Source organism: Pseudomonas sp. NPDC089395, assembly GCF_044749525.1.
GTDB lineage: Bacteria > Pseudomonadota > Gammaproteobacteria > Pseudomonadales > Pseudomonadaceae > Aquipseudomonas.
Genome location: NZ_JBIVID010000024.1, coordinates 14642 through 27559, shown reverse-complemented (window position 1 = coordinate 27559; position 12918 = coordinate 14642). Strand labels below are relative to the sequence as shown.

Sequence of the window (12918 nt, the reverse complement as noted above, 5' to 3'; positions counted from 1 at the left end):
TGGTAGTGTGGGGTTTCCCCATGTGAGAGTAGGTCATCGTCAAGATTCATTTCGCAAAACCCCTATCTGCGCGAGCAGGTAGGGGTTTTGTCTTTTCTGGCTGTTTGTCAGCCATGATATCGTTCCCCATCATTTCGAAGCAGCCTGCAGAGGATCTTGAATGGCCAACTCCACTTCACTCCATCCTGGCTTCATGATTGTCCACGGCAACCGCCTGGACGACCTGCGCAGCCTGGTTGTGAACTGGATGCGCCGTTACCCACTGGCGCCATTGGAAAACGAAATTGCGCTGGTACAGAGCAATGGCATTGCCCAATGGCTCAAGCTGGCCTTGGCCGAGGACCCACAGGAAGATGACCTTGGGGGATGCGGTATCGCCGCGGCTATCGATGTGCAGCTGCCGGGTAGCTTCATGTGGCAGCTGTACAGACAGGTGCTGGGCCGCGATGAAATCCCCGAGGTCTCGTTGCTGGACAAGGCGCCCCTGACTTGGCGCCTCATGCGTTTGCTCCCGGAGCTGATCGAACGCCCCCACTTCGAGCCATTGCGGCGCTTTCTCACCGACGACGGCGACCTGCGTAAACGCTACCAGCTGGCAGAGCGCCTAGCTGACCTGTTCGACCAGTACCAGGTCTACCGGGCCGACTGGCTCAAGGACTGGGCTGCCGGCAACCACGTGCTCAACACGGCACGTGGCGAACGCAAACCCTTGGCCCCCGGCAATCGCTGGCAGGCCGAGTTGTGGCGAGCGTTGCTGGAGGATGTTGGCGAGCAGGGCATGGCCCAGAGCCGAGCAGGCGTGCACCAACGCTTCATCGAGCGTATCAACAGCCTTGAGCAACCGCCTGCCGGCCTCCCTTCGCGCGTGATCGTGTTCGGCATCTCCTCCTTGCCAGCCCAGGCACTGGAAGCGCTGGCCGGCCTTGCCCGCTTCAGCCAGGTGTTATTGTGCGTACACAACCCTTGCCGCCATCACTGGGCTGACATCGTTGCGGACAAGGACTTGCTCCGCCACCAGTACAAGCGCCAGCAACGCAAGCAAGGCATGCCACTGCAGCTGGATGACGAGTCGTTGCACCAGCATGCCCATCCCTTGCTGGCCGCCTGGGGCAAACAGGGCCGCGACTACATCAACCTGCTCGACAGCTACGACGATCCAGGCAGCTACCAAGGTGCATTCAGCGAAGGACGCATCGACTTGTTCAGCGAGGGGCAGCCCACCACGCTGCTCAACCAGCTGCAAGACGATATCCTCGAACTGCGCCCCCTCGCAGAGACCCGCCAGCTGTGGTCTGAAGTCGATCTGACCAAGGACCGATCGGTCCGCTTCCACGTTGCCCACAGCCCGCAACGGGAAGTGGAGATCCTGCACGACCAGCTGCTCGCCCGCTTCAGTGCCGACCCGACGTTGCGTCCGCGTGATGTCATCGTCATGTTGCCGGCAATCGACACTTATGCCCCCCATATCCGCGCCGTATTTGGCCAGTTGCAGCGCAACGACCCACGTTACATCCCCTTCACCTTGACCGACCAGGGCCAGCGCGGCCGCGATCCCTTGCTGATCGCCCTCGAGCACCTGCTCAAGCTGCCAGACAGCCGCTTCGCGGTGAGCGAAGTGCTCGACCTGCTCGATGTGCCGGCCCTGCGTGCCCGCTTCGGTATCCGCGAAAGCGACCTGCCAACGCTGCACCGCTGGATCGAAGGCGCGGGTATCCGTTGGGGCCTGAATGCCGAACAGCGTGCCACCCTTGGCCTACCCGATGGCCTGGAACAGAACAGTTGGCGCTTCGGTCTGCGCCGCATGTTGCTTGGCTATGCGGTGGGCGTGGGCGAGGGCTGCGATGGCATCGAGCCGTATGACGAGATCGGCGGGCTGGATGCCGCACTTATCGGCCCGCTGGTGGCGTTGCTCGATGCCCTCGATGTGGCCTACCAGGTACTGTCCCAGCCCGCGACAGCGGCGCAATGGGGCGAGCGCTTGCACGCCTTGCTGCAAGTATTCTTCCTGGCCGAAGGTGAGCACGACGCGTTTTTGCTGATGCAATTGCAGGAGCTGCGCGATGGCTGGCTGGAAGTCTGCGAAGGGGTCGGCCTGCAAGACCTGCTACCCCTCACTGTCGTGCGCGAGGCCTGGCTCTCGGGGTTGGACCAGGGCAAGTTGTCCCAGCGTTTTCTCGCAGGCTCCGTCAACTTCTGCACCCTCATGCCCATGCGCGCGATCCCCTTCCGTGTTGTCTGCCTGCTGGGCATGAACGATGGCGACTATCCGCGCGCGCAGCAGCCGCTGGACTTCGACCTGATGGCCAGCGACTACCGACCGGGCGATCGCTCGCGCCGTGAAGATGACCGTTACCTGCTACTCGAAGCGCTGCTTTCGGCACGCGATCAGCTCTACATCAGCTGGGTCGGCCGTAGCATTCGCGACAACAGCGAGCGTCCGGCATCGGTATTGATTGGCCAACTGCGCGATCATCTGGCCGCCGGTTGGCGTCTGGCCGGTGTCGGCGACGACCCGCAAGCGGGCGAGCAGTTGCTGCATGCCTTGACTCAAGAGCACCCGCTGCAACCCTTCAGCCCACGCTATTTCCAGAAAGGTAGCGCGCTGTTCAGCTATGCCCATGAATGGCAGCTGCTGCACCGGCAGGCCGATGAGGCTGCGCTGCCTGAACCAGGCTTGCCCCCTTATGCCAGCGATGAAGCCCTGACCCTGACGCAGTTGCAGGATTTTCTGCGCCATCCCGTGCGGCATTTCTTCAGCCAGCGGCTGAAAGTGTTCTTCGAAGCGCTGGAAGCACCCACGCCGGACGAAGAGCCGTTCGTGCTCGACGCGCTGCAGCGCTACAGCGCCAGCGAAAGCCTGCTGGGCGCAGCCATGGCCGAACCTGAACAGGCCGAACGCGCCTTGCAGGCACAGGCGCGCCGGCTGCAGGCCTGCGGTGTGCTGCCCCTGGCCGGGTTCGGCGAGATTCTGCAGGCCGAGCTGATTCAGCCGCTGCCTGACCTGCTGCAGCGTCACCGCCAGCTGTTGCAACGCTGGCCCAGCGTGGTCGAAGGCGCGCTGCCGATCCATTTTCAGCAGGGCAGCCACCGGCTGGAGGGCTGGCTTGGCCGGGTCTACCAGGCCGACAACCAGAGCCTGCTGAGTATCACCACGGTGCCCAATACCATCAGTGCCGGTCGCACCCTCAAGTGGCATCGGCTGATCGCCAGCTGGGTCATGCACCTGGCGGCCTGCGCCGCTGGGTATCCGCTGCACAGCGCGCTGCTGGCCAGTGACATCACTCTGTTGCTCGACCCACTGCCACAGGCCCAGGCGGCCGAGCTGCTGGGCCACTTGCTGGTGTCGCGCCAGGCCGCGATGAATGCGCCACTACCGGTCGCGGCCAAGACGGCGTTCGCCTGGCTGGCCCAGGATGACCCCGACAAAGCCCTCGCCGCTGCCATGCGAGCCTACGAGGGCGACGGTCGCAACAGCTTCGGCGAGCGCAGCGAAAGCCTGGCCCTGGCCCGGCAGTTCCGTGACTTCAGCGCGCTCAGCGCCGACGAAACCTTCGAAGGCTGGTGCGAAACCCTGTACCGCCCGTTATTCAGCGCAGCCTGGCAAACACTGGGCAACCCGGAGAGTGGCGCATGACCCAGGCCCGTCCCCTGGCATTGAGTTTTCCCCTGCACGGCAGCCAACTGATCGAAGCCAGTGCCGGTACCGGCAAGACCTTCACCATTTCTGCGCTGTACCTGCGCCTGATCCTTGGCCATGGTGGCGAGCAAAGCTTTGGCCGCGAACTGCTGCCGCCGCAGATCCTCGTGGTGACCTTCACCGACGCCGCCACCAAGGAGCTGCGCGAGCGTATTCGCGCCCGACTGGCCGAGGCGGCGAGATTTTTCCGGGGTGAACTGCAGGCAGCCGATCCACTGCTCCACCAGTTGCGAGACGATTACGCCGAAGAGCACTGGCCACGTTGTGCCAGTCGCCTGGAAATTGCCGTGCAGTGGATGGACGAAGCGGCCGTGTCGACCATCCATGGTTGGTGCCAGCGCATGCTCCGCGAGCACGCGTTCGACAGTGGCAGCCTGTTCACCCAGAGCCTGGAAACCGACCACAGTGACCTGCTCGGCCAGGTCATGCGCGATTACTGGCGGCGCTTCTGCTACGGCATGCACGGCGAGGCCCTGAGCTGGGTGCGCAACCACTGGGGCAGCCCGGATGCGCTGCTGCCACGCATCCGCCCGTTGTTTGGCCGCGTGCGCCTGCATCAGGATGAGCAGGAGCCTCAAGCCCTGATCGATGCCGCGCTGCAACAACAGGTCGATCAGCTGCGCCAACTCAAGGCGCCGTGGATGCAGTGGGCCGATGAGTTGCAGCACATCTGCCGCGATGCCGTGGCGGCCAAGCAAGCGGACGGGCGCAAGCTGCAGGCTCGCTTCTTCGAGCCGTGGTTCGACAAGCTGCGTACCTGGGCCGGTGATGAGCAGGAAGTAGACCTCGACCTGGGCACCGGTTTCACCCGCCTGACCCCAACCGGCCTGGCCGAAGCCTGGAAAGTCGGCGACCCGCCTGAACATCCGGCCCTGCTGGCCATGCAGGACTTGCCGAAACAGTTGCAGGCCCTCGCCAGTCCGGATGCACGCTTGCTCGAGCACGCTGCCGCCTGGGTGTCCGCCCGCTTCGAAGTGGAAAAACGCCGTCGTGCCGAAATGGGCTTCGACGATATGTTGCTCCGCCTGCAGCATGCCCTGGCCAGCGACGCTGGCGAACGCCTGGCCGGGCTGATTCGCGAGCAGTTCCCGGTCGCGCTGATCGACGAGTTCCAGGACACCGACCCGGTCCAGTACGGTATTTTCGAAAGCATCTACCGCATCGGCGAGAACCGCGCGGAAACCGGCCTGTTCATGATCGGCGACCCCAAGCAGGCGATCTATGCCTTCCGTGGCGCCGACATCTATACCTACCTGTCGGCCCGGCGGGCCACCGCTGGGCGCCTGCACAGCCTGGATACCAATTACCGCTCCAGCCAGGCAATGGTGGCGGCGGTCAATCAGGTGTTCCTGCAGGCTGAAGGGCGCGAACAAGGGCGAGGCGCCTTCCTGTTCCGCGAGGACGGCGACAACCCGCTGCCATTCGTCGAAGTACGAGCCAAGGGCCGCAGTGAAACGCTGCTGATCGATGGTCACCCCAGCGCGGCCTTGCAATGCTGGCAACTGGAAAGCGACGAACCCGTCTCCAGCACGCTGTATCGCCAGCAAATGGCGGCCAGTTGCGCCAGCCACATCGTTGGACTGCTCAATGGTGGGCAACGCGGCGTCAGCGGTTTTCGCAATGAGCAAGGCGAACAACGGCCCTGCCTGCCTTCGGACATCGCGATTCTCGTGCGCGATGGCTTCGAAGCGCAGCTGGTGCGTGCCGAACTGGCCGCCCGCGATGTGCGCAGCGTCTACCTCTCCGACAAGGACTCGGTATTCGCCGCCCAGGAAGCCCATGACCTGCTGGCCTGGCTCAAGGCCTGTGCCGAACCCGATTCCGAGCGCTTGCTCAAGGCCGCCCTGGCCAGCCTGACCCTGGACCTGTCGCTGGCCGAGCTGGACCAGCTGAACCAGGACGAGCGGGTCTGGGAAAGCTGGGTCATGCGTTTTCGCCGATACCGCGACACCTGGCAGCGCCAGGGCGTGTTGCCGATGCTGCGCCATCTCCTGCACGACTTCCACCTGCCGCGCACCCTGATCGCGCGCAGCGACGGGGAACGGGTTCTCACCAACCTGTTGCACCTGGCCGAGCTGCTGCAGCAGGCGGCCGGCGAGCTGGACGGCGAACAGGCGCTGATTCGCCACCTGGCCGAGCACCTGGCCAACGCCGGGCAGGCCGGTGAAGAGCAGATCCTGCGCCTGGAGAGCGACGAGCAACTGGTCAAGGTGGTGACGATCCACAAGTCCAAGGGCCTGGAATATCCGCTGGTCTACCTGCCGTTCATCTGCACCAGCAAACCGGTGGACGGTAGCCGCCTGCCGCTGGCCTGGCACGACAGCCGGGGCAACGTGCAGCTCACCCTGACCCCTGACCAGGAGCAGATTGCCCTGGCCGACGACGAGCGCCTGGCCGAAGACCTGCGCCTGCTCTACGTTGCCCTCACACGTGCCCAGCACGCCTGCTGGCTGGGTGTCGCCGACCTCAAGCGTGGCACCCAGAAGACCTCGCAGCTGCACCGTTCGGCCCTTGGCTACCTGCTCGGTGGCGGAGTGCCGCTGGCGGGCTCGACGCAGCTGTCGGATTGGCTGCAGGCGTTGCTGTCCAGTTGCCCGCAGATTGCCTGCCCAGGCCTGCCGGAGGCTGACGAACAGTGTTATCAACCGCCCCATGCCGAGCACGAGCTGCTACCTGCACGCAAGCCTCGGCGTGCGGCATCCGAACACTGGTGGATCGCCTCCTACAGCGCCTTGCGGGTCGGTGAACAGACGCTGGGCGCCGACAGCTCCCAAGCTCAGCAGCTGCTCGACGATGAGGGAGTCGATGCCCAACTGGTGCGTGAAGTACCGGCAGAGGGCGGCGACATCCATCGCTTCCCGCGCGGCCCGAACCCGGGCACCTTCCTCCATGGCCTGCTCGAATGGGCGGGTCGCGAAGGCTTTGCCGAGGTCGCCGCCAACCCCAAGCTGATCGAACGTACCGTCGGCCAGCGGTGCAACCGCCGCGACTGGACCGGCTGGATTTCAACCCTCAGCCACTGGATGCTGCAGATGCTCAATGAGCCCCTGCCGGCCCGCGATGCGAGCCTCACGCTCGCACGGTTGCAGCACTACCAGATCGAAATGGAATTCTGGTTCGCCAGCCATCAGGTCGATGCCGAGCAACTCGACCGTCTGGTAGCCCGTCACACCCACTCCGGGGCGGCGCGCCCTGCGGCCCAGCCGACGCTGCTCAATGGCATGTTCAAGGGCTTCATCGACCTGGCTTTCGAACTGGACGGGCGCTACTACGTGGCCGACTACAAGTCCAACTGGCTGGGCCCGGACACCCTGGCCTATGACGCGGCGGCCATGGAAAAAGCGATTCTCGAACACCGCTACGACCTGCAGTACGTGTTGTACCTGCTGGCCCTGCATCGCCAGTTGCGCGCACGGCTGCCCGACTACGATTACGACCACCATGTCGGCGGTGCCCTGTTCATCTTCCTGCGCGGCGCCAGCAGCAGTGGCCATGGCGTGTACTTCGCCAAGCCACCGCGCGAGCTGATCGAAGCGCTCGACGCACTGTTCCGTGGCGTCCATCAGCCGCAGCAACAGGACCTGTTTGCCGGAGTCGCGCCATGAGCCGAACCCTCGACGATCTCTTGCCAACACCCCTGCACGCCGAACAGTTGCTGGGGCTGCAGCCGCAACATGTCAGCGGCGATCTGTTGCAGCTGCTCGACCGCTGGGTGGAGCGTGGCTGGTTGCGCGCGCTGGACCGGGCATTCGTGTCCTTCCTCGAAGAGCGAGCCCCTGGCAGCGATCCACTGCTGCTGCTGGCGGCCGCCTTGGCCAGCCATCAGCTTGGCCACGGGCATGTCTGCCTCGACTTGCAGCAAACCCTCGCAGAGCCGGATTTCGCCCTGTCGCTGCCACCTGAGGGCGATGCCCTGACGGGCCCATTGCTGCTGCCTTCACAACTGCTGGCCAACCTCGACCTGGGCACCTGGCTGCAACGCATTGCCGCCAGCCCGCTGGTGGCTGCCGCCGACACCCCCGGGCAGCAGGCGCGGCCGCTGGTACTCAGCGGCGAACGCTTGTACCTGCGCCGCTACTGGAGCTATGAACGGCGCATCGATGCCACCCTGCGCCAGCGCCTGAGCCTGCATGAGGCGGCCCCGGCAGATTTGCCGGCGCGCCTGGCACAGTTGTTCGACGCAGGGGCCCTGGCGGGCCAGGTCGACTGGCAGAAACTGGCCTGTGCCCTGGCCACCCGCGCCGGCTTCAGCATCATCACCGGCGGCCCCGGCACCGGCAAGACCACCACCGTGGTCCGTTTGCTGGCCTTGTTGCAGGCACCGGCGGTGGAGCAGGGCAGGCCTCTGCGTATACGCCTGGCCGCGCCCACCGGCAAGGCGGCGGCGCGCCTCACCGAATCCATCGGCCAGCAGGTCGAGCGCTTGCAGGTGAGTGCCGAGGTGCGCGGGCAGATCCCTACCGATGTCAGCACCGTGCATCGTCTGCTCGGCAGCCGGCCGGGATCGCGGCATTTCCGCCACCATGCCGGCAACCCGTTGCCACTGGATGTGCTGGTGGTCGACGAAGCGTCGATGATCGACCTCGAGATGATGGCCAACTTGCTCGATGCCTTGCCGCCAAAGGCCCGCCTGGTGCTGCTGGGTGACAAGGACCAGTTGGCATCGGTCGAGGCCGGTGCGGTGCTGGGCGACCTGTGCCGCGATGCCGAGGACGGTTGCTATTCGCCCGCGACTCAAGCCTGGCTGGAGCAGATTGGCGGCCAGTCGTTGGCCGGCAGCGGCCTCAAGCCGGGCGACGACCAGCGTCACCCGTTGGCCCAACAGGTGGTGATGCTGCGCTTCTCTCGGCGTTTTGGCGAAGGCAGTGGCATCGGCCAGCTGGCGCGCCTGGTCAACCGTCAAGAAGGGCAGGCGGCGCGTGACTTGCTGAGCCTGCCGCCGAGCGATGTGTTCGGGCTGGCCCTGCGCGGCGAGCAAGACCGTGCCTTCGACCGCCTGCTGCTCGATGGCCTGAACCGCGGCGCGGAGGGGCCACAGGGCTATCGCAGCTACCTGCGTGCGATCGGTCGCTTGCGCCCGGCGCCCGGCACGGCCTTCGACGACCCGCGCTGGGAGCAATGGGCGGCCAAGGTGCTGCACAGCTTCGAGGACTTCCAGTTGCTCTGCGCGGTGCGCAAGGGCGCCTGGGGTGTGGAAGGGCTCAACGAGCGGGTAGCGCGGGTGCTGCACAATGCCGGGCTGATCGACAGCCAACAGCCCTGGTACGAAGGGCGCCCGGTGCTGGTCACCCGAAACGACTACGGCCTGGGGCTGATGAACGGCGATATCGGCATCGCCCTGCGCTTGCCCGACGAGCACGGCGAGCCGCTGCTACGCGTGGCCTTCCCGCGCAATGACGGCAGCGGCGGTGTGCGCTTCGTCCTGCCCAGCCGGCTCAACGAAGTGGAAACGGTGTTCGCCATGACTGTGCACAAGTCGCAGGGCTCGGAGTTCAGCCATACCGCGCTGGTGCTACCGGATGCGCTCAACCCGGTGCTGACCAAAGAGCTGGTGTATACCGGCATCACCCGCGCCAAGCACTGCTTCAGCCTGATCGAACCGCGCCAAGGCATTTTCGAAGAGGCCGTGTTACGCAAGGTCCGGCGTATTTCCGGCCTCATGCTCGAGCAGGTCTGACCCCATCGCCGGCAAGCCGGCTCCCATAGGTCGGGTTCAGCGGTGTAACTGTGGGAGCCGGCTTGCCGGCGATAGGGCCATCAAAGACGACACAAGGCTCCGCTCCTACAGAAGGCCAGCGTTGTGCTATCGTTGCGCCGAGTTCACATAGCGTTTTGAGAGAATTCTCACATGACAGGGGCCAGGGAGCGGTTGACAGGCGGTGCGCTTTCTCTCGTGCTGGCCGCCCTGTTGCTATTGGCCGGCCCCGCCCATGCACAGGCATCACCCCCCTCCCAGCAGGCCCAAGAGCGGGCAAAGGCCGTGACCCAAGTGGTCTTGGGAATCCTCAGCTACGCGCGCTGGCCAACCGAGCCGGTGCCCTTGCGCCTATGCCTGGTCGGCCCCACCGAATACGCCGACGACTTGATCAAAAGCAATGTGCAGAACGCCGGCCAGCCGTTGCTGGTTCGCCGCCTGCTGGCCGATGACCGGCAGATCGCCCAGGCCTGTGATGCCGTTTACATCGGCAAACTCGACCCAGGCCAGCGCGATCGCCTGTTCGAGGTCATCAGTGGACACCCGGTGCTGAGCATCAGCGAAGCCGACGACCCGTGTACGGTCGGCAGCCTGTTCTGCCTGCGGGTCAGCGACGAGCAAGTGGCTTTCGAGGTCAATCTCGATTCGGTGGCGCGCTCCGGCGTGCGTATCCACCCCAGCGTGCTGCAATTGTCGCGGCGCCGGGCGGTGCAGCCATGAAGCCGGGGAAAAAGCCAGGCGTGCGCCCGACACTGCGCTCTGTGCTCGGCCGTGGGCACCTCGCCGTGGCCTTGCTGGCCGTGGGCCTGGCGGGCATCTCGCTGACCCTGCTGGGCGTGCTGGCCCTGCGCGTCTACGCCAACCACAACGTGCACTTGATCGCCCGCTCCATCAACTACACCGTCGAAGCCGCCGTGGTATTCGACGACAGTGCCGCCGCCAATGAAGCGCTGGCGCTGATCGCCGGCACCGAGGAGGTGGCGGACGCCAAGGTGTTCAACAGCGACGGCGAGGTGCTGGCGCACTGGCAGCGCAGCGACGATGGCATGCTGGCCCTCCTGGAGGCCCAGGTAGCGACCGCGCTGCTGGACCAACCGGTCAACCTGCCGATCTTGCACAAACAGCAGAAGGTCGGGCATATCGAATTGATCGGCCAGGGGCGCAGCCTGTTGCTGTTCCTGCTCGGCGGCCTTGGCGGCATTCTGTTCTGCACGCTGCTCAGTGCCTTCGTCGCCCTGTACCTGTCGCGGCGCATGCTGGGCGATATTGTCCGCCCATTGCGCAGCCTCGCCAGCGTCGCCCATGCCGCGCGGCGCGAGCGCAGTTTCGACCGCCGCGTGCCCGAAGCGCCGATCGCCGAACTCAATGAACTGGGCAACGACTTCAACGCCTTGCTCGACGAACTGGAGGTCTGGCACGGCCACCTGCAGAACGAGAATGCCGCGCTGGCGCACCAGGCCAGCCATGACAGCCTCACCGGCCTGCCTAACCGGGCCTTCTTCGAAGGCCGCCTCAGCCGCTGCCTGCGCAATGCGGCCCGGCAGCAGGACCACTTGGCGCTGTTGTTCCTCGACAGCGATCACTTCAAGCAGATCAATGACCGCCTCGGCCACGCCGTGGGTGACGAAGTGCTGATCAACGTCGCCGACCGTGTGCGGGCGCAACTGCGCGAGCATGACCTGGTGGCCCGCCTGGGCGGCGATGAGTTCGCGGTATTGCTGACCCCGCTGCAGTCCCGCGAGGACGCCGAGCGCATTGCCGAGAAGATCATCGCCAGCATGCAGCTGCCGATGCAGCTCGACGAGGGCGGCACGCTGACTACCTCGATGAGTGTCGGCATCGCCTATTACCCGGAGGATGGCCGCGACCCCGCCAGCCTCCTTAATGCCGCGGACGCGGCGATGTACCAGGCCAAGCGCAAGCGCCGTGGCCAGTGGCAAGCGGCGCAGACGGAACGGTCCGCCGCTGAGTTCAAGAACAGGAGCTGAACCGTGATCCATCGTTTGCGTTTTCCCTTCATCGCTATATTGCTGGCCCTGCTGGCCCTGCTGGCGCTGACCGGCTGCCAGAGCACGCCACCCAAAGGGCTCACGGCCGAGCAGATCGCCGTGCTCAAGCGCGAAGGCTTTGCGCCGACCGAAGAGGGCTGGGCGTTCGACCTGTCGGGCAAGGTGTTGTTTGGCAGCGACCTGGACAGCCTCAACGGCCAGAGTCAGGCAATCGTCGAGCGGATCGGCAAGGCGTTGCTGGGGGTAGGTATCGAGGGCGTGCGGGTAGATGGCCATGCCGATGCCACGGGCAAGGCGGCGTACAACCAGCAGCTATCCGAGCGGCGCGCGGACAGTGTGGCCAAGGCACTGATCGGTGTCGGCATGCCGGCGCAGAACATTCACACCCGTGGGTTGGGCAGTACCCAGCCAGTGGCGAATAACCGGACCAGTGCCGGGCGCACCGAAAACCGCCGGGTGTCGATCGTGGTGGCGTCTTACTGAGATCCGCGTGGCATTCATCGCCGGCAAGCCGGCTCCCACAAGTACTGCACCGAGCCTAAAAGCTGACGCGTTCTCTGTGGGAGCCGGCTTGCCGGCGATCGAGGGCGGAGCCCTCGCCAGCGCCCTTCAGCTGTAAGACATTTCCTAACTTGAAACCAAATGCTTCTGTTCTGCTTGCCTGGCGACTTATCCTACAAGCCTGTCAGAAGTTGCCACATTGGCGGGGAAGTGCTCCAGGGGTAACGTTCTTCAGGTCGCCTTTTGGGGCGATCGGGCTTGAGACCCCCGGATCACATGTTGGCACCGCTTTATGGCTGTCGTGCGCGGACAGGCTTCGGCCTGGCCGGTATTCATGTGTCCCGGGTCTCAAGCCGCGCACGACTGCCACCCAAATCCTTGAGACGAAGAGGGCGGCAGTCCCTGATCCGTTTAAGGGAGCTCTATCATGAAAAAGCTCGTACCTGACCCTCCTGCCTCAACCCTGCTGCTGCTCGACCCTCCGAGTTTCACACTCCAAGATCCGCCAAGCATCGAAGAATGTGATCTGCTAATCCGTGCTTTGACACTGACTGTGGAACAGACCGTTACTGTCCTCATCGACAGTGGTCCAAGTTTGATACGTGACGCCATGGGCATGAACGTTCGCCTGCTGTGTCGAATGATAAACGCTCTGACTGATCACACCAGCGGCCACATCCAGGAGAGTCGAGGTGAATAATGATCCAAGAGCTTCTTCAACAGCGGGCACTGAAACCTTCGATCTGTTCCGCTTACTGCCCAACGTGCCATTCAATCATGCCTTTACGCAGCTATCGGTGCTGCTTGGCTGTATTCGTCATTTGACCACAGAAGCAGAGATGGAGAACGACCGCCTTGCAGGTAGTGCTGCGCGAATTCTCAGTGAGATGGCCAAAGCATTGATTGATGACATGGAGCGAGGGATAGCTAAAGAATTCCTATAATCTTGCAACGACTTGGGGCCGCGCTGCGGCCCCTTCGTTGTAGTGTTGCTACTGTGGATGGTCAGGCAAGAA

The 12918-nt window shown here is 64.5% G+C and carries 8 protein-coding genes; all 8 read left to right on the top strand.

The window, feature by feature from the left end:
- Positions 1 to 160 precede the first annotated feature (160 nt).
- The 8 genes from recC (at position 161) to ACIPZG_RS26540 (ending at position 12846) form a co-directional block, all read left to right on the top strand.
- Positions 161 to 3634 (top strand): exodeoxyribonuclease V subunit gamma, encoded by a 3474-nt coding sequence (recC, locus tag ACIPZG_RS26575; protein ID WP_400718436.1) that lies wholly within the window; start codon positions 161 to 163, stop codon positions 3632 to 3634.
- The gene (gene recB, locus ACIPZG_RS26570) at positions 3631 to 7302 is read left to right on the top strand and encodes an exodeoxyribonuclease V subunit beta (protein WP_400718434.1); all 3672 of its coding nucleotides are present in this window, start codon (positions 3631 to 3633) and stop codon (positions 7300 to 7302) included. The genes recC and recB overlap by 4 nt, the downstream gene beginning before the upstream one ends.
- Positions 7299 to 9374 carry an exodeoxyribonuclease V subunit alpha gene (gene recD / locus ACIPZG_RS26565; RefSeq protein ID WP_400718431.1) on the top strand — a complete coding sequence of 692 codons (2076 nt, stop codon included), beginning with the start codon at positions 7299 to 7301 and terminating at the stop codon, positions 9372 to 9374. The genes recB and recD overlap by 4 nt, the downstream gene beginning before the upstream one ends.
- Before the next feature lie 171 nt (positions 9375 to 9545).
- On the top strand, positions 9546 to 10112 hold the full coding sequence (locus tag ACIPZG_RS26560; protein ID WP_400718428.1) for a YfiR family protein: 567 nt from the start codon (positions 9546 to 9548) through the stop codon (positions 10110 to 10112).
- On the top strand, positions 10109 to 11380 hold the full coding sequence (locus ACIPZG_RS26555) for a diguanylate cyclase domain-containing protein (RefSeq protein WP_400718425.1): 1272 nt from the start codon (positions 10109 to 10111) through the stop codon (positions 11378 to 11380). The genes ACIPZG_RS26560 and ACIPZG_RS26555 overlap by 4 nt, the downstream gene beginning before the upstream one ends.
- A 3-nt stretch (positions 11381 to 11383) precedes the next feature.
- On the top strand, positions 11384 to 11884 hold the full coding sequence (locus ACIPZG_RS26550; protein WP_400718423.1) for an OmpA family protein: 501 nt from the start codon (positions 11384 to 11386) through the stop codon (positions 11882 to 11884).
- Between the two features lie 445 nt (positions 11885 to 12329).
- Complete coding sequence (locus ACIPZG_RS26545) at positions 12330 to 12602, top strand: hypothetical protein (RefSeq protein WP_400718421.1); 273 nt, start codon at positions 12330 to 12332, stop codon at positions 12600 to 12602.
- Complete coding sequence (locus ACIPZG_RS26540) at positions 12595 to 12846, top strand: DUF3077 domain-containing protein (protein WP_400718419.1); 252 nt, start codon at positions 12595 to 12597, stop codon at positions 12844 to 12846. Before ACIPZG_RS26545 ends, ACIPZG_RS26540 begins: the two co-directional genes overlap by 8 nt.
- Positions 12847 to 12918: the final 72 nt, after the last annotated feature.